Annotated in this window: 23 protein-coding genes and 1 riboswitch; of the genes, 11 read left to right on the plus strand and 12 right to left on the minus strand. The window is 33.1% G+C overall.

Features of this window, described 5'->3' with window-relative positions; translation table 11 throughout:
* Positions 1 to 2 precede the first annotated feature (2 nt).
* The 6 genes from ACM39_RS00195 to ACM39_RS00220 form a co-directional block, all read right to left on the minus strand.
* Positions 3 to 1055: a hypothetical protein gene (locus tag ACM39_RS00195; protein ID WP_048509007.1), complete on the minus strand. Its 1053-nt coding sequence runs from the start codon at positions 1053 to 1055 to the stop codon at positions 3 to 5.
* A gap of 113 nt (positions 1056 to 1168) precedes the next feature.
* On the minus strand, positions 1169 to 1606 hold the full coding sequence (locus ACM39_RS00200) for a PaaI family thioesterase (RefSeq protein WP_048509008.1): 438 nt from the start codon (positions 1604 to 1606) through the stop codon (positions 1169 to 1171).
* A 26-nt stretch (positions 1607 to 1632) separates the two neighbouring features.
* A complete protein-coding gene (locus ACM39_RS00205) occupies positions 1633 to 2232 on the minus strand; it encodes a 1-acyl-sn-glycerol-3-phosphate acyltransferase (protein WP_048509009.1) in 600 nt (199 codons plus the stop codon).
* 313 nt (positions 2233 to 2545) lie between these two features.
* The gene (locus ACM39_RS00210; RefSeq protein ID WP_048509010.1) at positions 2546 to 4267 is read right to left on the minus strand and encodes a PspC domain-containing protein; all 1722 of its coding nucleotides are present in this window, start codon (positions 4265 to 4267) and stop codon (positions 2546 to 2548) included.
* 11 nt (positions 4268 to 4278) lie between these two features.
* A complete protein-coding gene (locus tag ACM39_RS00215) occupies positions 4279 to 4608 on the minus strand; it encodes a PadR family transcriptional regulator (RefSeq protein WP_048509011.1) in 330 nt (109 codons plus the stop codon).
* 212 nt (positions 4609 to 4820) lie between these two features.
* Positions 4821 to 6161: a cytochrome P450 gene (locus ACM39_RS00220; protein WP_048509012.1), complete on the minus strand. Its 1341-nt coding sequence runs from the start codon at positions 6159 to 6161 to the stop codon at positions 4821 to 4823.
* Positions 6162 to 6287: 126 nt separating this feature from the next.
* On the opposite strand from ACM39_RS00220, the gene ACM39_RS00225 reads away from it, so the two are divergent.
* The gene (locus tag ACM39_RS00225) at positions 6288 to 6974 is read left to right on the plus strand and encodes an XAC2610-related protein (protein WP_048509013.1); all 687 of its coding nucleotides are present in this window, start codon (positions 6288 to 6290) and stop codon (positions 6972 to 6974) included.
* Between the two features lie 5 nt (positions 6975 to 6979).
* A complete protein-coding gene (locus tag ACM39_RS00230; protein WP_048509014.1) occupies positions 6980 to 7570 on the plus strand; it encodes an HD domain-containing protein in 591 nt (196 codons plus the stop codon).
* 98 nt (positions 7571 to 7668) lie between these two features.
* Here the strand turns inward: ACM39_RS00230 and ACM39_RS00235 are convergent, their stop codons facing one another.
* The 4 genes from ACM39_RS00235 to ACM39_RS00250 form a co-directional block, all read right to left on the minus strand.
* A complete protein-coding gene (locus tag ACM39_RS00235) occupies positions 7669 to 8052 on the minus strand; it encodes an acyl-CoA thioesterase (RefSeq protein ID WP_048509015.1) in 384 nt (127 codons plus the stop codon).
* A gap of 115 nt (positions 8053 to 8167) precedes the next feature.
* Positions 8168 to 8349, minus strand: a riboswitch (cobalamin riboswitch).
* A 48-nt stretch (positions 8350 to 8397) separates the two neighbouring features.
* On the minus strand, positions 8398 to 9198 hold the full coding sequence (locus ACM39_RS00240; protein ID WP_048509016.1) for a hypothetical protein: 801 nt from the start codon (positions 9196 to 9198) through the stop codon (positions 8398 to 8400).
* Between the two features lie 149 nt (positions 9199 to 9347).
* Positions 9348 to 9623 (minus strand): YcxB family protein, encoded by a 276-nt coding sequence (locus ACM39_RS00245; RefSeq protein WP_048509017.1) that lies wholly within the window; start codon positions 9621 to 9623, stop codon positions 9348 to 9350.
* A 216-nt stretch (positions 9624 to 9839) separates the two neighbouring features.
* On the minus strand, positions 9840 to 11987 hold the full coding sequence (locus ACM39_RS00250; RefSeq protein ID WP_048509018.1) for an endonuclease MutS2: 2148 nt from the start codon (positions 11985 to 11987) through the stop codon (positions 9840 to 9842).
* Positions 11988 to 12062: 75 nt separating this feature from the next.
* Here ACM39_RS00250 and ACM39_RS00255 point away from each other — a divergent pair, with 75 nt between their 5' ends.
* Both ACM39_RS00255 and ACM39_RS00260 read left to right on the plus strand, forming a co-directional pair.
* Positions 12063 to 12566 carry a GNAT family N-acetyltransferase gene (locus ACM39_RS00255; RefSeq protein ID WP_048509019.1) on the plus strand — a complete coding sequence of 168 codons (504 nt, stop codon included), beginning with the start codon at positions 12063 to 12065 and terminating at the stop codon, positions 12564 to 12566.
* A gap of 144 nt (positions 12567 to 12710) precedes the next feature.
* On the plus strand, positions 12711 to 13352 hold the full coding sequence (locus tag ACM39_RS00260) for a uracil-DNA glycosylase (RefSeq protein ID WP_048509020.1): 642 nt from the start codon (positions 12711 to 12713) through the stop codon (positions 13350 to 13352).
* Here the strand turns inward: ACM39_RS00260 and ACM39_RS00265 are convergent.
* Complete coding sequence (locus ACM39_RS00265) at positions 13339 to 13836, minus strand: hypothetical protein (RefSeq protein WP_048509488.1); 498 nt, start codon at positions 13834 to 13836, stop codon at positions 13339 to 13341. The genes ACM39_RS00260 and ACM39_RS00265 overlap by 14 nt on opposite strands.
* Before the next feature lie 10 nt (positions 13837 to 13846).
* A complete protein-coding gene (locus tag ACM39_RS00270; protein ID WP_048509021.1) occupies positions 13847 to 14338 on the minus strand; it encodes a DUF456 domain-containing protein in 492 nt (163 codons plus the stop codon).
* A gap of 132 nt (positions 14339 to 14470) precedes the next feature.
* On the opposite strand from ACM39_RS00270, the gene ACM39_RS00275 reads away from it, so the two are divergent.
* From ACM39_RS00275 to ACM39_RS00305, 7 genes are all read left to right on the plus strand, one after another.
* On the plus strand, positions 14471 to 15733 hold the full coding sequence (locus ACM39_RS00275) for a mechanosensitive ion channel family protein (protein WP_048509022.1): 1263 nt from the start codon (positions 14471 to 14473) through the stop codon (positions 15731 to 15733).
* A gap of 140 nt (positions 15734 to 15873) precedes the next feature.
* Positions 15874 to 16209 carry a DUF2085 domain-containing protein gene (locus ACM39_RS00280; RefSeq protein ID WP_048509023.1) on the plus strand — a complete coding sequence of 112 codons (336 nt, stop codon included), beginning with the start codon at positions 15874 to 15876 and terminating at the stop codon, positions 16207 to 16209.
* A 9-nt stretch (positions 16210 to 16218) separates the two neighbouring features.
* The gene (locus ACM39_RS00285) at positions 16219 to 16449 is read left to right on the plus strand and encodes a hypothetical protein (protein ID WP_048509024.1); all 231 of its coding nucleotides are present in this window, start codon (positions 16219 to 16221) and stop codon (positions 16447 to 16449) included.
* 53 nt (positions 16450 to 16502) lie between these two features.
* Positions 16503 to 17228 carry a pyridoxine 5'-phosphate synthase gene (locus ACM39_RS00290; protein ID WP_048509025.1) on the plus strand — a complete coding sequence of 242 codons (726 nt, stop codon included), beginning with the start codon at positions 16503 to 16505 and terminating at the stop codon, positions 17226 to 17228.
* Positions 17229 to 17295: 67 nt separating this feature from the next.
* Positions 17296 to 18075, plus strand: a complete 780-nt coding sequence (locus ACM39_RS00295; protein ID WP_048509026.1) for an alpha/beta fold hydrolase — start codon at positions 17296 to 17298, stop codon at positions 18073 to 18075.
* A 119-nt stretch (positions 18076 to 18194) separates the two neighbouring features.
* On the plus strand, positions 18195 to 18440 hold the full coding sequence (locus ACM39_RS00300) for a microviridin/marinostatin family tricyclic proteinase inhibitor (RefSeq protein WP_048509027.1): 246 nt from the start codon (positions 18195 to 18197) through the stop codon (positions 18438 to 18440).
* Between the two features lie 26 nt (positions 18441 to 18466).
* The gene (locus tag ACM39_RS00305; protein WP_048509028.1) at positions 18467 to 18691 is read left to right on the plus strand and encodes a microviridin/marinostatin family tricyclic proteinase inhibitor; all 225 of its coding nucleotides are present in this window, start codon (positions 18467 to 18469) and stop codon (positions 18689 to 18691) included.
* Positions 18692 to 18728 lie beyond the last annotated feature (37 nt).

Raw genomic sequence — 18728 nt, forward strand, 5'->3', positions numbered from 1 at the left:
AATTAATTGGGTGTAACTGTAAGACTAAGGAATTCTGTATTAGTAGTATTGCCTGAATTTGCTGTTGCCTGTACTACGACATCATTTACAAAAACTTTATAATCTACTCCTGCATTATCCTTGTGTATAATCTTATATATATTATTATTTAAAACTTTGAAATCGTCCAAATATTTAAAATCACTTCCGGGAATGTAAGAATTATATTGTACATTGTTTTTAAAATAGTAAGGAGTACCTACATAATATTTATTGTTCCCATCATTTATTATCCATTTGATATCATTTTGTGCTATAATAATTGGAAGTGGAGTTATTACTCCTGTGTCAAGATTTTTATAGTATTTAGTATTATTAAAATAATCATCAATCTGCATTAATACATTTCCGTTTTCTTCAATAATTCTTACGCAGTTAGACAAGTTATTCACAAAATGATAAACTCCATTTTTATAATATCCTAGATCCCAGTTCGTTGCGGGAATATTTACAATATTCTTTTGCAAAGGTACATAAACATCATTTCCTATAATATAAATCGATGCGGAAGTCTGATATTCCTGTTGGGAAAAAACTACTGTTTTTACGCCATTTATCCAATAGCAGTATTGATACAAATCTTGAGTTGAAGTAGGTGCTGGATTTTTTATAAGCCCTGCAATATATATATTCCCATCTTTTATAAAAAAGTTACTCATGCTAAAATTTTCATTATCTGGAGTATTGTTAGGGATTCCGAAAGACTGAGCAATATCGTATTTTACGTTGTTTTTCCAATAATAATAATTAACTTCATAAGTCGAAGGGTTTTGATAAGATGCTAAAACATATATATCATTATTGTTAACAGATATTTGATAAGGTTTGTAGCTGGTTCCGCCTGATAAAACTGTTTTTACTGTATTCTTCCAATAACAAGCCTGATTATTTTCTGTTCCGGCAACATAAACATCGTATGAAGCAACGTTTTTGTCTAAAGTTTCTGCATCATCAACTTGAGTACAAGACACAAAACATATCAGTAAAATTAAAAAAGGTAAAATTAAAGTTTTCATGGTTGTTTGCTTTTGTTTATAATAAGATGCAGAAAAACAAAAAGGTTGCAGAAAAATATAAAAAAAAGACTCAAAAAAAGCTTGAGTCTTACAAAGTGTTGTTTATCAGGTTTTTATTTATTAATGATGGTATTTGTCATAGTGGTATGATTGATCAATTGACCTTTTTCATCCCGAATTTCTATTTCGGAAACATGCATTGTTTTTCCTTTTCGGATAAATCTCGCAATTGCCGTTACAATTCCGTCTTTCTTGCTTCTTAGATGATTGGAATTAATATTCGTTCCCACGCCATAATATTTGTCACCATCAATGAAAATATTAGAAAGGCTGGAGCCCATAGTTTCTGCCAAAACACAGCTTGCTCCGCCATGCAAAATCCCAAAAGGCTGATGAACCTTGGGCTGAACAGGCATTGTTGCAGTCATTGTTTCGTTTTCCAAATCTATATCGATGAATTTTATCTCTAAATTTTTAGCTAAAGTTACTTCTCCACCCCAGCTGTTTAAAAAATCTAATATTTCCTGTTTTGTCTTACCTGTAGTGTACATGCGTAATAAGTAATTTTATTAATCTTTTAACCTCTAACTTCTTCTGAATCACTTCCCATAATATTTGGATTCCAGTTTTCAGGAATTTTCGGAACGATATCATTTTTCACATAATAATCCTGAATTTCCTTCATGATTTCTGCAAAAGGAACAGACGCAATTCTTTCATAAGGAATGGTATAGCCCAAATAAACGATTTTTCTTTTGAAATCTCCTGCCGCCAAAACAATAGGGACTTTCGCTGCTAAAGCCATATGATAAAAACCTTTTCTCCATTTCGGAACCCAGCTTCTAGTGCCTTCGGGAGTGATTACTAAACTAAAATCTTCTTTTGCAAACTGATTAGCAACAAAATTTACGAGATCATTTTTCTGGCTTCTGTCGATTCCTATTCCTCCCAATCCTCTTACAAGACTGCCATACCAAGCTTTTGTATGTGCATCTTTGATAATTACTTTAATAGGTTTTTCTAAAGACCAGTAGGCAAGATTTCCCAAGATGTATTCCATATTGTGAGTGTGTGGTGCCACTACAAGAATGCATCTGTCCAGACTATTTGGTTCGCCCTGTAGAACGACTTTCCAGCCTAATAATTTTAACATTGCCTTGCCGATTAGTTTTTTCATAAATTTCGTATTAAAACAAAAAAAAGTATAACCAATTTGGTTATACTTTACAAATATATTGAAATATTATCGCTCTTAAAACAAACCGCTGATTAAATCTACGATTTTGATTACAATTTCTAGGGCTACCTGTACCATGATTTGATTATTTTTTTGAGGATTTGGTTATTAAAATTTTCTATACAAAAGTATATATTTTTTTTCACATATTAACTAAAATAATGATGAATTTTTGATTGTAGTGAGAGAAGAAGAGTGTGAATTTCAAACAATTGGCTTTCCATTCACACCTTCTGCCACTCTCTGCAGTTTATTATTTAGTTTTTATGGAAATTTCGTTTTTACCTTCGTTTACTTTGATGTCTACGTTACCGCCTTTCATTTTCTTTATGCTTGATTTCATAGAGTCAATTACCTGGTCTGCCTGATTGCTCGGAACTTTTTTTCCATTAATGATAATACTGTCTTCATCATTAGAATTATATTCAATTGTAGAACCGTTTACGGTAATTTTATTCTTTTCAATTTTAATATTTCCGTGATCATCTTTTTCTTGATCATTATCATTGATGCCGTCTGCGTTTAAATCTCCGTCAAAATTAATTCCGTCTTGCTTTACAGGGATTACCACAGTTTTCTGAGGAACGACCAGTTCATAATCTATATTGTAATCTCTGAACCTGTGTTCATAAGGATATTTAATATAATTAGGAAGAATAATTTTATTGTCAATAATTTCTACCGGAACATTTACATTCAACGGAATATTATATCCTTTAGCTTCTTTTTTGATGATTAGATAAGGAGTTTTAATGTCTGCTTTTCTTGTTACATCCACGTGAATCCAATCTCTTTCAAAAACTGATACTTTATCAGAATAAAGATCATCGTCATATCCTGTAAAATTCTGTGGAATTGCAATTTGCTTTGAATCAACATATAAACTGTCAGATTTTGTATTGATGGCAACCTCTTCTGTATCTTCTTTATGTCCTTTAAGGAACATTTCTTTTTGTGCCATATTAATTCCGAAATATGCTGTTACAGCGATTAACGCAAGAAATAATGCTCCGATAACCCAACCTGTATTTCTTAGTTTTGTTTTTGGTGAAATCAATTTGATGCTTAATAATGCAAATAACATTGCAGGAATTAAACTCGCCAATACAATCATTGCCATTATCACATACTTCATCCCGTCATTGTCGAAATAGAAATTCATCTGGTTGATTGGCGGAAAATCATTATTTCCCATAAATCCGAATGCTACAAATGAACCTGTAAGACATCCAAATGCCATGAATGCAAAGATTCCTCCCAAAATATAACGAATCACATTCCAAAGTCCGCTGCTTGCGTTATTAATATAAGGTTTAGTTTCGTTATACATTTCTCCGACCCTCTGAGTAGATTCGTTGGCAAATTGTACCAATTTATTAGACTCATTCTTAAGATTGTCGAAGTTCATAGGCTTTCCCTGCATTTTCAGGAAATCTGCTGCTGTTTCTGCCTTTGGAAGTACCGCCCAAAGGATAACATAAAGTAAGAAAATTAAAGAAGAAGAAATAGCTTGTGTGAAAATTCCAAGGATGAAAATTCCCAGCCAGATAGCCCTCATTGCTGTAATATCCATTCCGATATAATGAGCTAATCCTGCACAGACACCTGCTATTTTTTGTTTTTCAGGATCACGGAACAGCTGTTTTTTATCTGTATATCCTGTATTTGAATTATTGTTAGATGTTTTAGTATTTTTTTCAGAATAATAAGCTTCTTCTTGTTCCTCGATTTTTTCAGGCGTTCCAATTTGGGCAATTACTTTTTCTACATCTGAATCATTGATTACTTCACGTTTTCCTAAAGAATCTCTGAAGATTTCAACCATTCTTATTTCTATGTCGTGCATTACCTCATCTGCTTCAGAAGCATCCAGCGAGCTTCTTAGTGCATTCAGGTAATCGCTAAGCTTTATATATGCGTGTTCCTCTATCGTGAAAGAAAAACCAGCGAGTCCTATTGAGAGTGTTTTGTTCATAGCTTTGTTTTTTAATTTTTTTGAGTGATTTGATTTACAGAATCTGTTAATTCTTTCCAGGTATTTTGAAGTTCATCTAAAAATAACTTGCCTTTTTCTGTTATCTGGTAGTATTTTCTTGGTGGCCCTCCTGTAGATTCTTCCCATCTGTACGAAAGAAACTCACCATTTTTCAATCTTGTTAGAAGAGGATAAAGTGTGCCTTCCACTACATCCAGTTTTCCTTTTTTTAGTTCATCTATTAAGTCGGAAACATACATTTCACGATGATTGATGAGACTTAAAATACAGAATTCCAGAATTCCTTTTCGCATCTGCGCTTTGGTATTTTCAGTATTCATCTTTAATAAGTTTTGTTAATTAGTTATATCCAATCAGAATAAAATTCCTAGCTAGATGAACCTATTCCGATTTTACATTACAAAGATATGTAATTAAAATGGTATTATGCAATACAAAGTAGTGAAAAAATATAAAAATAATATATAACTATTTGTAAATCAGATTTATTATTTTATTTTTTTGAATTGTGAGAATGAAAGGTTTAGAAAAATTAGGTTAAATTGTTATTAATTTTCCCTTTTAAGCTGATTGGCCTTAAAGTAACAAGAGCTTTTTTATCTAATTTTTTTTGATATGATATAAAAGTGAAGTCTTTGTAGAATTTACGTACAATGAGAGCCATTTCCATCATTGCAAAATGCTCACCGATGCAAAGCCTAGGACCGGCTCCGAAAGGGTAGTAGGCAAAATTTTTGGCATTTTCATCATCAAAACGTTCAGGGATAAATGAGTCGGGGCGCTCCCAATACTTAGGATTTCTATGAAGACCACTAATGTAAAGTATAATCATAGTCCCTTTGGGCCAGGAATATTCTTGGAAACTGTCATCTTCCAACGCTTCACGGTCTATTGCCCAAGCTGGGGAATGAAGTCGCATTGCCTCTTTTATGATATTTATTGTAAAAGATTTTTTCATCAAATTTTCAGAGGTAAAAACCATTTCAGCTTCATCCTCTATTTCTTTTTTCAATTTTTCCTCAGCTTTAGGATTCTGACTGATTTCGAAGAAAATAAAACTGAGGGCATTGGCGGTTGTTTCATGACCGGCGATAAAAAGAATCAGCATTTCATCCACCAGCTGTTGGTCTGACATAGGGAGTTGTGTATCTTCATATCTCGTCTGAATAAGCATATCCAGTAAATCATTTTTGGATTCTCCCGAATTTCTCCGCTTATCCAAAATTCCTTGGATAATAGCTTTTGATCTTTTACTTTTTTTAATATTTTTATCAATAATACCGAAAATATTTAATATTTTAGAGTAAAAAGGTAAACGGACTTCTTTGGTAGAAACTTCCTGAACTTCTGTGATGATTTTACTTAATTCATTGACGGTATTCTCGTCGACATCCGAACTGAAAAGGGTTTTGGCAACAATATTAAAGGCAAGTTTGTGAAAAAAATGGTATAAATCAATTTCCTTCCCAGGTTTGAATGACTGAAAGGCTTTATCAATTTCCTCCTTCATGATGGAAACAAGATTTACAATTTTAGTTTTATTAAAACCGGGTTGTATCAATCTTCTTTGTTTCAGCCAGTCTTTTCCGTTATTTGTTAATAATCCTTTTCCGAGATATTTTCCTAAAGTAATAGACTGTATCTCGGATTTGTAATAATTTTTATGATTTTGCTTTAAAATATATTCTATGAATTCTTTATCCTGGGAAAAAATAAAATTTTTGTTGGTGAAACTTGCTTTTATATAATAGTTGTCACCCACAGATTGATGATTTCCGCTGATTACTTCCAACGGATGGTTTAAACCTTTTAATAAAGAATATATTTTTCTTCTTCCCTTGATTTCAGGTGGGTAATTAAATGGAGTATTCATAATTTATGTTTCTACTAAAATTACAATTAATCTTTTATATAAAACAGGTTTACAATCAAAACTCTTATTTTTGCAATAAGAGTTCGCTGAAAACTCAATTAAGATATCTTTGATTAAAATACATGTATGGTAAATTCCAGATTTTTATTACCGTTTGTCATTTTGGGAACTGTTGCTTTTGGGCAAAATCATTTTGAGCTGAAAGATGCTTCGGAAAATTATGATATTAAGATAAACGTTCAGAACTGTGACAAAGAAGAATGCCGTGGAAAAGCAACTATTGAGTTTTTTAGTAAAAATACATCTAGAAAGTTTCAAACACTGGTTTCTGACGATTTGAATTTTTATTTAAACGATGATCAAAAACCAACAGCAAATATTATTCAGTTGTATGATGAGCAAAGCCCGTTGATTTTTGATGATTTCAATTTTGATGGTACAGAAGATGTTGCTGTACGAAATGGGAATCAGAGTGGTTATGGCGGTCCTTCATATGATGTCTACGTTTTTAATATTACAAAAAAGCTATTTGTAAAAAGCGAAGAACTGACAAGCCTTGCTTACGAAAACCTGGGAATGTTCCAGACAGATTCTGAGCGGAAAAGATTGATTACGTTCTCAAAATCCGGTTGCTGTTGGCATCTTACGACAGAATATACCGTAATTCCGCATAGGGGACTGGTGAAAGTTTATGAAGTGGAAGAAGATGCAACAGGTGGGGAAAAAGTAAAAGTGACAACTAAAGAATTTATAGATGATAAATGGATAACAAATATTAAAACATATCCTACCGATGAATATTACAAGCAATAATTAAGATGAAGATACAGAAGGAAATAGATTTTATTTTAGCAGTTGATGCTTTAAAAAACGTGCAAAGAAGAAATTATAACGCTGACGACTCGCGAAGAGAAAACACGGCGGAACATTCCTGGCAAATTATTATTTTAGCTCAAATTCTTTTCCCTTATGCGAAAAACAGGGCGGATATTGATTTGCTAAGGGTTATCAGAATGCTTTCTATTCATGATTTGGTGGAAATTGAAGCAGGAGATACTTTCCTTTTTGATGAGGTTGCAATGGCAGGTAAATTTGAACGGGAAAAAGTTTCTGCACAAAAGATTTTCGGAATTTTAGATGAGCCCCTACGTTCGGAATTTTTTAATCTTTGGCTAGAATTTGAAGAAGAGCAAACTCCCGATGCTATTTTTGCCTGTGCAATTGACCGGATTATGCCCTTTATTCTAAACTCACATACTTCAGGAAAAAGCTGGACGGAAGCAGGAGTTACAGAAAAGCAAATCCGAAATATGCTTGAAAATGCAATTGTAAGAGCTTCTGACGAAATGGGAGAGGCTTTTCAAATGTTATTAATTAAAAGTTTAGATACTGAGAAAGTCTTGAAATAAATAAAGTTTCGGCGGGCAAAGCCCGCCGAAAACAGCTTTAAAAAAAACATTTTTGAAAATAAAATTCCGGCGACCGAAGGTCGCCGGAATCTTTTCGTTTATAGTATTTGGATTGGCTTCTTGAACTCATCAATTGCTACAAAAGTAAAGTCACCTACAATTGCTCTTTCTCTTTCGTAAGAATACATTTGTTCGGTATAAATTTCAACATTTACTTTCATACTCGTTTTCCCTACGTGAGAAACTTTCCCGATTAATTCAACGATAGTTCCGGCAGGAATAGGCTTTTTAAAATCAATTTTATCACTGCTTACGGTTACGACTCTTTTTCTTGCAAATCGGGTAGCGGTAATGAATGCCACTTCGTCCATCAGCTGCATTGCTGTACCTCCGAAAAGGGTATCATAATGATTGGTTGTGTTTGGGAAAACTGCTTTGAAAATTCTGGTTTCGGATGTGTCAATTCTTTCTTCTGTAGTCATATTTCATTATTAATTAATGCAAAATGAAATAATATTAAAACAACAGAACAATGACAGGAACTTTAGAAATCCCTGAAACATCTATTAGATCAATAAAACTTCAAATCGCGAAAGTTTTTTTGTTTAAGAAAAAGGCAGGTCTCCTGACTCGTAACATCATTTATCTCCTTCCCGTGCCTCGCACAGTGGATTTTTGATAAAGACTTTTAGTTACTTACAGTTGCGCGACAGTTCGTGATTTCCACACGATTCCCTTTTAATCTGCAGTTAAGCAGGACCAATTTCTGAAAAAGCTATTTACTTTTCTGAGTACAAAAATAAGAATAAAATAGAAGAAACAGTGAGTTATTCAGGATTATTGTAAATAATTTGGCTGATAACTCTGCCTTTGTTGATAGTCCAAAGTGTTGTATACCTGTTTTCGCCACTACCATTAGTCATATAAAGGAAAATATGATCTGCATCAAGAGAAGTTACCCCGATATTTTCAAAATCCATAGTCGGTTGGAACATATTTTTAATGGCTTCTCTCACAAAAACAGAACCTCGTCCGGGCTGTTGTACTCTGATAGATTTTATTTCCGTCATGCCTTCAGGTATTTCGTTGCCTACTCCCCAAGGTTTTACTTTATCTACCGTCAAAATTTTCCCGTTAGCATCTTTTTCCTGTCTTTTGATATTTGCATACGAAGGATAGATGTCAATAATAACCTTAGTTCTTTGATTGGTTGGAATTTTTGGATTGGTATTATCTGTAAAAATCAAAGATTTTCCATTTTTAGATTTTGAAGGTGTGAATTGCGGTAATTGATCAATAAAAGCAACACGCCCTTTATTTACCATACCCTCTTTATTCAGGCTGTCATATCTTACGAAAGGCTTTTCAGAATCTTGTTTTTCAGGATATTTGATCCAAATCCATTCTGTTTCTCCCGGAGCCGGCTTTACATAAACAAAAACATCTCCTGTTTTCATACGGATTTTATCAATGATTTTTCTGTAATCATCTTTGTGAACGCGTACCATTGCATAACCTTCCTCAGCTTTTACCACTCCGAAAGGAACTTTATTTTGCCCCTTTGCAAAAGCTAAAGAAAACAAACTGAAAACTGATAGATAAAATGCTTTGTTTACGGAAATCATCATGAAATTTTTTTGACAGCTCAAATATATAAATTAAATGCTTTTCGGAAGTATTGCAATTCTTTAAAATCTTTAATTTATTTAAAATGGATTGGGAATATTAAATAAAAACGAAAGAGAATGTAAAAAAAGCACTCTCTTTTTATTTTAAATTAATCGTTTCTTAATTTTGACTTTACCTTATTATTTTTAATAATATTTCGAAGTTCCAGGATCTGATTTTTTGTGAAAAATTTTTTAGGAATCATGTTCATAATTTGAGCATTCTGATAGATTAAGAACCAATCTGTATTTTCCTTTACTTTATAAACCGTATTCCAATGAAACTCTCCCTCGAAAGTTTCTCCTTTTGTATGAATAGTTTCATTTGTAAATGTATAAAAAATACATTCTTGAATGTTTTTATTGGAATAGAAAACTTTTTTCACACTGAAATAAGTACGGATTATGATAAATACAAATAAAATCAATAACCAAATTGATGCTGATTTCAGAAATTCCTTATTATCATTTTCAGCATTATAGAAATTTATTGCAAAAAAAAATTATGGCTATTAACGAAAATATAATAATTCGGACTAATGAGTTTTTTAAATGAAATGTCAAAAAATCCCTGAATATAATTCGTGTTTTAACAACCATAATTAAATCCTTTCCAATTCTTCCGAATCAATCGTTGTCTTAAACGTTCCGTAATTTACAATCACCTTATTTCTGGAAATTTTTTCAATCGTTCCCACACTTGTACTTCCGGTGATGCGGACTCGTTGCCCTACTTTCATCCAGACTGCACGGTCGGTTTTACGTTTTTCCTCCAGTTTTTCGTTGGTTTCGGAGATTTTTTCAATAACTTCTTCTCTTTTAAGCTGTTGAGTTATTTTTCGTTTTACTACTTGAAGTCGCTTGGTTTCATCTTTGTCGGCGCCAATTTTCCTGAACTTTTCCTGTTCCAAAATTTTTACGAAATCCTTTACAACATCCTTCCTGGATTTTCCTTTTACATAACTGTCGATAAATGTTTCAATCTTATTCCCGAACTGAAGCTTTCGATGCTCCTCTTCATACAGTTTCTGGAAATTAAACAGTTTTTGCTGAAGCTGCTCGTTCAGTTTCTGTAAATTATCACGCTTGTCTTCTACGGATTCTTTTCTTTCGGCAAGGTCGGTTTTCAATTTTTCAACCTCGTACTTTTCCTGCTGAAGTTTTACAATTGTTTTATCAAGATTTACAATATCATGTTCTACTTTTTTCTTTGCAGAATGAATGATAAATCTCGGAATTTTATTCTTTTCCGCCACCTCAAATGTGAATGAACTTCCGGCTTGTCCTACTTCCAGTTTATACATCGGTTCCAAAGTCTCTTCATTAAACAGCATTGCTGCATTTTGAGCATTTGGAAGCTGTTCTACAACCAATTTTATGTTGGTATAGTGAGTTGTAATAATGGCAAAACTTTTTTTATCATAGAAAAACTCAAGGAAACTTTCTGCCAAAGCTCCACCGAGTTCAGGATCTGAGCCCGTTCCAAATTCATCAATTAACAAAAGCGTTTCTGCATCAGCCTCTCGGATGATTCCCGACATCTTCTTCAATCTTGATGAATACGTAGAAAGATGGTTTTCAATAGATTGGTTATCACCGATATCCGTCATGATTTTGTCAAAGAAAAACATTTCAGACTTCGGGTGAGCCGGAACCAAAATTCCGCTTTGAATCATCAGTTGAAGCAAACCGACAGTTTTCAGCGTGATTGATTTCCCTCCAGCGTTCGGCCCTGAAATACAGATAATTCTGTTATGATCCGTTAATGTTAAAGTCTGGGAATAAATGGTTTTATTTTCAGCCTTATTTCTTAAAAATAGCAAAGGATGAAAAGCTTCTCTTAATCTTAACGTCTTGTGACGGTTGATTTTCGGTAAAACTCCATTGATTAATTCTGCAAATTTAGCCTTGGCTCTGGTCAAATCAAGATCAAAAATATACATCTGATACCTCCAAAGCTGAGGTTGAAATTCTGCCAGCTCTGCGGTCAGTTTTCTCAGAATTTTATCGATTTCCTTTTTCTCTTCTTCTTCACTTTCTTTTAGTTTGAAGTAATGTTTTACAACACTGTCCGGCTGCATATAGGTGATAGAGCCTGTTTTTGAAAGTCCTAAAACTCTTCCCGCTACTCTTTTTTTGTAGGCAGATTTTACGGCTAAAACCCTTTGGTCATCAATAATTGTTTCGCGGATATCATCCAAAAAATCACTTTGCCCGTAATTGAATAAAGCCCGGTTGAAGTTTTCCTGAATTGCTTTTTTCGCAACCTGAATTTCGGCTCTTAACGTTTTCAGAATTGGAGAAGCTTCACTTTTCACTTCACCAAAACGGTTAAAAACTTTATCTACTTTATCAATAATTTCCTTTTTGAATTCTAAAACAGAAACGTCTTGTATCAAAGTAGGAAAGGTTTCTGGCATGGTCGGGAAAAACTTCTGAAGTTTTCCTATCTGTTCCGTGATGGTTTTGATTCTGATGAAAGCACTGTTTTCAAGACGATAATTCTCAATCAGCATGAGTTTCAACTCACTTTCAATATCTTCATATTCATCAAACGGAATCGCATTTGAACTTTCAAAACTCGACAAATACTCGGAAGTTTTTTTCAATGAAAGTTCTGCCTCGTCAATTTCCATCGGACGAAGTTGAAGAATTTTTTCCCTCGTTTTCGGAGAATACGCAAAAGGAGAAATTTCCGCGAGCAATTGCGGAAACTCTAATTCGTTTAAATCTTCTTTATTTATATACACACTGCAAATTTAGTGAGAAAATGTGAATGTTAATTTGAAAATAACTATATAATCAAGTTTTGCTAAATTTGAAACATGAAACTGGAAACCGAACGATTAATCTTAAAAGACATTAACGAAACCCATGCGGAAGATATTTTGAGAATCCGAAGCAATGAGTTTATCAACAAATTTGTTCAAAGAAAATCACCAAAAACAAATTATGATGCACTTCAATTTATCTTAACGATTAAAGAGAGGACTAAAAATAACCAAACATTTTATTGGGGAATTTCTTTAAAAGAAAAACCGGGTATTATCGGTACAATTTGCCTTTGGAATTTTTCTGAAGACAGGAAAACTGCAGAAGTAGGTTACGAATTGCTGCCGGATTATCACCGAAAAGGAATCATGTCGGAAGCATTGACAGCTGTTTTAAATTTTGGTTTTAATGAATTACATTTGCAGGAAATTTTAGCAATCACCAATAAGTTGAATGAAAACTCGAAAGGCCTTCTTTTAAAACATGATTTTATGTTGGAGGAGGGAAGAGAAGATAAAGGCTTTCCGGAGAATTTGGTTTTTAGTTTAAAGAAATAAGGACTTACATATTTTTAATATTTTGTATATTTGAATTAATGATATCTTTACTCCATATAGAGTTGATAAAAATAATGCAGTTACAATTCCTAAGTTCAACAACAGTAAATAAGTGAAGAAGATTTACCATTTTAATAATTTACCATGACCTGGACAGATATTTTAGCCCCTATAAAAAACACGGAATATTTTAAAAAACTTTGGGAAAAAGTAAAGCAAGAGTATGCAACAACAAAAGTTTTTCCACCTAAAAATCAGATTTTCAGAGCATTGGAAATCACACCTTTCGATGATATTGCAGTTGTGATTATAGGTCAGGATCCTTATCATAATGATTTTCAGGCAAATGGTTTGTGCTTTTCAGTTTCCGAACAGGTGGCAGCACCACCTTCGCTCAAAAATATTTTTATTGAATTAAAAGATGATTTAGGAGTGGTAAGAACTTCAAAAGAATTAGACGATTGGGGAAAACAAGGTGTTTTATTATTAAATGCCACTTTAACGGTTCGTGCGCATTCTCCAAATTCACATAAAGATTTGGGTTGGGAGAAGTTTACAGATTTTATTATTAAAGAAATTTCAGATAAAAAAGAAAATGTGGTTTTTGTGTTATGGGGAGCTTTTGCACAAAAAAAAGCCGAACTCATAGATTCTACCAAGCATTTTATTATAAAATCGGCGCATCCGTCACCGTTTTCTGTTCACAGAGGTTTTTTTGGAAGCAAACCTTTCTCAAAAATCAACGAATATCTGGTGTCAAAAGGAAAGAAGCCTATTTCATGGTAGATTTTTCTTCTGCCTTTTTGATAGTGATTCCTATTCTGTATTTTCCTGCCAAAGCTTTTACTCCCTCTTTTGAATTCGGATAAGGAGTAACTTCGACCAATGAAATGGTGTATCCGTTAAACTCGGCAGTTTTAAAATAATTTCTTCCTGCATTATCCGTTGTGGCCAGGTTCAGCATTGCGGGTCTTGTTGCCAATCCCATTACTTCAACATTAGCAACAGCTACTCCGGCCCAAACACAATTTACATCGGTAGGGCAACGGCTGTCTTCAGAAATACCTTTGAAAGTGAGATTCATTTCCGCCTCTTTTAAAAATTTATTTTCCCCTTCCGTAAAATAAATAACTTCTCCTTCTTTATTCATAGATTTTGTTTCTTTTATTTCAGTAACAGAAGTTTTTGTGGAGGTGTTCATTTCTTTTTGAGCACTGCAGTTTGATAATGTCAATACTCCCAAACTGAATATGATGGCTTTGTGTAACATTGTTTTGATTTTAAATAACATTAAGCATGTTTAATAATACTACCAAAAACATTGCCACACCCACTACAAAACTGAAACCCGTTCCGTAAATAAATCCTACAAAAGCTCCTTTTGTTGATTTCCAGGCTTTATTCATGTCTTTGCTGTCATGAAGTAATTCTCCAATGAAAACCCCTGCGAACATTCCAACTAAAAATCCTAAAGGAATAGGTAAAAATATTCCGACAATAGTTCCCACTACCGAACCAATGCTTCCCCAGCGGGTTCCGCCATATTTTTTGGTTGTTTTTGCGGGGATTACATAACTTAAAACAACGGAAAGAGCTGTTAAAAGTCCAAATGCCCAGACATAAAGCATTGATAAATCCGCATCTGTTCCAAATTTATAGATTAGCAATCCGCAAAGGCTTAATAATAATCCGGGTAAAACAGGTAAGAAGGTTCCTAATATTCCTACAAATAATAATACAAGACAAAAAATGTTAATTAATGTAGTATCCATTTTTTAAATTTATAATGCAAGATATAAAAAAAGAAAATTTTATGTAAGGATAAATATTTTTGGGATGATAATTGATGATGAATATTAAATTACGAATACAAAATCAGTCCTAAATTTGTTAAATTTGCTTTAATGAAAGACGAAATACAAGACACTAAAGATTTTCTACAGAATATAAGTGACCAGATTCACTATTTTGTAAGAGATAATGTACATTCTGATTTGGTGCTTACCCTTCAGATCGTATTGAAATTTATATTTTTAGCAGGTCTTATTTTTCTTTTAGATTTTCTTTTAAAGCTTATTGTTAATACGGTCATTAAGTTCTTTTTTGACAAAGAAAAATATCCGGTTTTAAAATCGATTTATGATTCCAGAATTACCAATTCGTTAGTCCATTTAGGCGCTTTGAATTTTGCAGGCCATGCATTGCTTTCTGTTTTTTACAGACATCCGAAAAGTTTTGCTTTATTAGGGTTAATCGTAGATGTAGCAACTATTTTTGTGATTGCAGGAATGTTGTTCAGAGCATTGACCGCTTTTAGGAATTACTTTGTTATCAAACAGGATTATTACAAAATAATGGCTCTTAATGCCATTTCTGAAACAGTGAAAATTTTTGGAATTTTTGTGCTTTCTGTGATTGGGATCTGTATCATTTTTGGGATTAAAGGCGGTACTATTTTAGGGAGTTTAGGAGCAATTACGGCGGTTCTGGTTTTGGTATTCAGAGATACAATTTTAGGATTTGTGACTGGCCTTCATGTAGCCACTTCAAAAAGTATGAAAGTCGGAGACTGGATAAGTATTCCGAAATACAGTATTGAAGGAAATATTATGGATATCAGTCTTTTAACAACAAAAATAAGCAATTTTGATAAGACGGTTTCTACAATTCCGACATATGATTTATTGACAACAGAGATTAAAAACCTTCAGATAATGTCTGAATCTAATACAAGAAGAATTAAAAAATCTATTTATTTTAATATCAATTCCTTTAAATTTTTAACTGATGAAGATATTGAGCGGCTGAAGGAAATCAACCTTATTTCAGATTATCTTGAAGGTAAAATGACCGAATTGAAAAAGGAAAAAGAAAATCTGAAGCATAAAGACAAAATTGTCAACGGAAGGCAGCTTACCAATATTGGTGTTTTTAGATATTATGCTCAAAAGTATATTGAAAACGATCCTGATATTGATAAAAACGGAGCTATAATGGTTCGTCAGCTGGATATTACGCCTCAAGGACTGCCTTTGGAAATTTATTGTTTCACAAATGATTCTAAATGGGAACATTTTGAGCAGATTCAGGCAGATATTTTTGATCATTTACTGGTAGCGTCAAAAGAATTTGATTTGCAGGTGATGCAGGTGAATGTAAAGGTTTAAACTGCCTTTCAGTAACTTCTCTATGAATTATTTTCTGATTTAATTAATATTGTATGAATTATTTCGTGTAATTTGGATAATTTGCTCCTGAAATGAGGTAATTTTCTTTCTTAGAATAAATATTTTTGTATTTTCGTGGCATGACAAAAATTCAATGGGTAGATTGCCACAGAATGCCATCAAGATCCTTTTTCTATAAGAAGAAGCAATTTCCTGTGTGTGCAAGATGTACTGGAATTTATATTGGATATTTTTTTATGATTCCTATGCTGTGGTTTTATCAGATAGGATTTCTTATCAGTCTTGCGCTTATTATTCCTACCATGTTGGATGGTCTTACTCAAGCTTATCTCCACAGGGAAAGTACAAATATACTGCGCTGTTCCACAGGTATTTTAGCAGGAATAGGAATGAGTGGATTTAGCGAAAGAATTACTTATCATACATACAAATTCATCGAAATATTATTATCTTAAAAACAAACTATGAGCGATTTTAATCAAAATTATCCGAACAACTCGAATCAATCTAATGAAGATTTACATATAGGGTTGAAAATTTTATCATTTTGTATTCCATTGGCAGGAGCAATTATTTATTTTGTCAAAAAAGACAAAGAGCCGGTAGCTGCAAAATCTGCATGTACCTTAGCCCTTATCGGACTGGCGGTAAATGTTGTTCTTACTGTTGTACGATTGGTTATGCAGGGAAATTAAAAAATCTTATACGAAAAACCCACTTTAAGTTGGGTTTTTTTTATTTTTGTAGTATGACAAAATTAAGTGTAAATATTAACAAAATTGCAACAATAAGAAATGCAAGAGGAGGCGAAACGCCCAGTGTAACGGAAGCTGCAATTAAGATTCAGGAGTTTGGCGGACAGGGAATTACAATTCATCCCAGACCTGATGAAAGACATATTACAAGAAAAGATGTTTATGATCTAAAACCTTTGGTGACTACTGAGTTTAATATCGAAGGAAATCCTCATCGCCCATTTATCGACATGGTTTTAGAGGTGAAGCCTGAGCAGGTGACTTTAGTTCCCGATGCGGATGATGCTATTACTTCAAATGCAGGTTGGGACACAATAAAACACTTAGATTTTCTTACAGAAATCATCGCTGAATTTAAAAGTGCAGGAATCAGGACTTCAATTTTCCTGGATCCGGATCCTGAATTGGTAGAAAATGCAGCAAAAACAGGTGCAGACAGAATTGAATTATATACTGAAGCTTACGCTAAGAATTATTTAATCAACAAAGAACAGGCTATTAAACCTTATTACGATACAGCGGTTGCTGCTGCTGATTTTGGATTAGGTTTAAATGCTGGTCATGATCTAAGTCTGGAAAATTTAAAATATTTTGCAGATAATATTCCGAATTTATTAGAGGTTTCCATCGGTCATGCTTTAATTTCTGAAGCACTTTACATGGGATTGGAAAATACAGTCCAGGCTTATTTGAAGAGATTGGCAAAATGGGAAAATTAGAAGCCAGAAATCAGACGTTTTACTTCAATCTAACCTCTATATCTAACTTCTGACATTTATAGAAATTATGGAAATTTTACATTCAAAAATATTTGGCGAAAATCTTTCGTCTACACCACTTCTGGTATTTCACGGTTTATTTGGAATGCTTGATAACTGGGGAAGTTTTGGTAAAGATTTAGGTGAATTTTTACCTGTTCATTTGATTGATTTGCGCAATCACGGAAGAAGTTTTCATTCAGAAAGCATGTCTCACGATGATTTGGCAGATGATATTGCCAATTATATGAATCATTACGGAATCGAAAAAGCCCACCTTTTAGGACATTCTTTAGGGGGAAAAGCAGTAATGCAGTTTGCTGTAAAATATCCCGAAAAGGTAGAAAAACTGATAGTTGTAGATATTTCTCCAAAAGCATATCCTCCGCATCATCAAGGTGTTATTAAAGCTTTAGAGAGTGTTGATTTCAATATGGCTAATTCCAGAAATGATGTAGAGGCAGTTTTAAGTCAATATATTCCTGAAAAATCAACGATTCAGTTTTTAACTAAAAACTTGTATTGGGATGATAGTAAAAAGCTGAATTGGAGATTCAATCTTAAAACTTTATCAGAAAAATATACAGAATTTGTTTCAAATGCGATAAAATTCGGTGTTTTTGAAGGAGAAACTTTATTCATTTCGGGTGAAAGGTCAAACTATATTCTTCCTCAGGATGAATTTGGGATAAAACAGCAGTTTCCGAAAGCTAAAATTGTGATTGTAAAAAATGCAGCACATTGGGTTCAGGCGGAAAACCCTGTTGATTTTGCTAATGTTGTTAAGCAATTTTTGAATTTAAATTAATATTCCATTATTATTGATTATAATTTGTTAAAATTTTCTTAAAGAATAGTTTTATTCTTCTCTGTGTGAATTTTTTTTTATACATTAGATTTTCATAAATCATTCAAAATATTAATAACATGGAAAAGAAAAATTCAAAAAAACCATTCTTTGCCTCTTTTTTGGAGAAACAAATTAAGGATCCTGAAACTATTCAAGGCGGGTCAGGAATTGTTACGGCTGCACTTGAAGATAGTGTAGCGCCTACTGCACCTCTTAAAGATTCGGTGACTATGGTTACGCTGGACAATGCTACTCGTCCGGGATATGATAATGTCACTATGAAATACCCTTCTGATGGGGATGAAGACGGAAATGCCGTTTAAAAAATTAAATCCAAACAAAATTAATTATGAAAAACAAAAATTCAAAAAAACAGCCGTTTTTTGCTTCTTTCTTGGAAAAGCAGCTTAAAGATCCTGAGACAGTAAAAGGAGGTATAGATGTTACTATTCCTGAAAGAGACGGTATTACTACAAGTAAAGTAAAAGATGTTGTTACGTTGCCGGAATATGACATGGCACAAACGCAAAAATATCCATCAGACGGTGACGATGATGTGCAATATGTTGAATAAACTTTTTATATAGTTCAAAAACATATTCAAAAACTAT

This window comes from Chryseobacterium sp. FH2 (assembly GCF_001045455.1).
Classification (GTDB): Bacteria; Bacteroidota; Bacteroidia; order Flavobacteriales; family Weeksellaceae; genus Chryseobacterium.

What these genes read in the sequence shown, in the direction of transcription:
- ACM39_RS00265 (WP_048509488.1), bottom strand. Translation starts at nt 13,836, where the DNA reads ATGTTACACAAAGCCATCATATTCAGTTTGGGAGTATTGACATTATCA.
- ACM39_RS00260 (WP_048509020.1), top strand. Translation starts at nt 12,711, where the DNA reads ATGACCTGGACAGATATTTTAGCCCCTATAAAAAACACGGAATATTTT.
- ACM39_RS00195 (WP_048509007.1), bottom strand. Translation starts at nt 1,055, where the DNA reads ATGAAAACTTTAATTTTACCTTTTTTAATTTTACTGATATGTTTTGTG.
- ACM39_RS00280 (WP_048509023.1), top strand. Translation starts at nt 15,874, where the DNA reads ATGACAAAAATTCAATGGGTAGATTGCCACAGAATGCCATCAAGATCC.
- ACM39_RS00220 (WP_048509012.1), bottom strand. Translation starts at nt 6,161, where the DNA reads ATGAATACTCCATTTAATTACCCACCTGAAATCAAGGGAAGAAGAAAA.
- ACM39_RS00200 (WP_048509008.1), bottom strand. Translation starts at nt 1,606, where the DNA reads ATGTACACTACAGGTAAGACAAAACAGGAAATATTAGATTTTTTAAAC.
- ACM39_RS00205 (WP_048509009.1), bottom strand. Translation starts at nt 2,232, where the DNA reads ATGAAAAAACTAATCGGCAAGGCAATGTTAAAATTATTAGGCTGGAAA.
- ACM39_RS00305 (WP_048509028.1), top strand. Translation starts at nt 18,467, where the DNA reads ATGAAAAACAAAAATTCAAAAAAACAGCCGTTTTTTGCTTCTTTCTTG.
- ACM39_RS00285 (WP_048509024.1), top strand. Translation starts at nt 16,219, where the DNA reads ATGAGCGATTTTAATCAAAATTATCCGAACAACTCGAATCAATCTAAT.
- ACM39_RS00240 (WP_048509016.1), bottom strand. Translation starts at nt 9,198, where the DNA reads ATGATGATTTCCGTAAACAAAGCATTTTATCTATCAGTTTTCAGTTTG.
- ACM39_RS00225 (WP_048509013.1), top strand. Translation starts at nt 6,288, where the DNA reads ATGGTAAATTCCAGATTTTTATTACCGTTTGTCATTTTGGGAACTGTT.
- ACM39_RS00275 (WP_048509022.1), top strand. Translation starts at nt 14,471, where the DNA reads ATGAAAGACGAAATACAAGACACTAAAGATTTTCTACAGAATATAAGT.
- ACM39_RS00295 (WP_048509026.1), top strand. Translation starts at nt 17,296, where the DNA reads ATGGAAATTTTACATTCAAAAATATTTGGCGAAAATCTTTCGTCTACA.
- ACM39_RS00210 (WP_048509010.1), bottom strand. Translation starts at nt 4,267, where the DNA reads ATGAACAAAACACTCTCAATAGGACTCGCTGGTTTTTCTTTCACGATA.
- ACM39_RS00230 (WP_048509014.1), top strand. Translation starts at nt 6,980, where the DNA reads ATGAAGATACAGAAGGAAATAGATTTTATTTTAGCAGTTGATGCTTTA.
- ACM39_RS00300 (WP_048509027.1), top strand. Translation starts at nt 18,195, where the DNA reads ATGGAAAAGAAAAATTCAAAAAAACCATTCTTTGCCTCTTTTTTGGAG.
- ACM39_RS00255 (WP_048509019.1), top strand. Translation starts at nt 12,063, where the DNA reads ATGAAACTGGAAACCGAACGATTAATCTTAAAAGACATTAACGAAACC.
- ACM39_RS00215 (WP_048509011.1), bottom strand. Translation starts at nt 4,608, where the DNA reads ATGAATACTGAAAATACCAAAGCGCAGATGCGAAAAGGAATTCTGGAA.
- ACM39_RS00290 (WP_048509025.1), top strand. Translation starts at nt 16,503, where the DNA reads ATGACAAAATTAAGTGTAAATATTAACAAAATTGCAACAATAAGAAAT.
- ACM39_RS00235 (WP_048509015.1), bottom strand. Translation starts at nt 8,052, where the DNA reads ATGACTACAGAAGAAAGAATTGACACATCCGAAACCAGAATTTTCAAA.
- ACM39_RS00270 (WP_048509021.1), bottom strand. Translation starts at nt 14,338, where the DNA reads ATGGATACTACATTAATTAACATTTTTTGTCTTGTATTATTATTTGTA.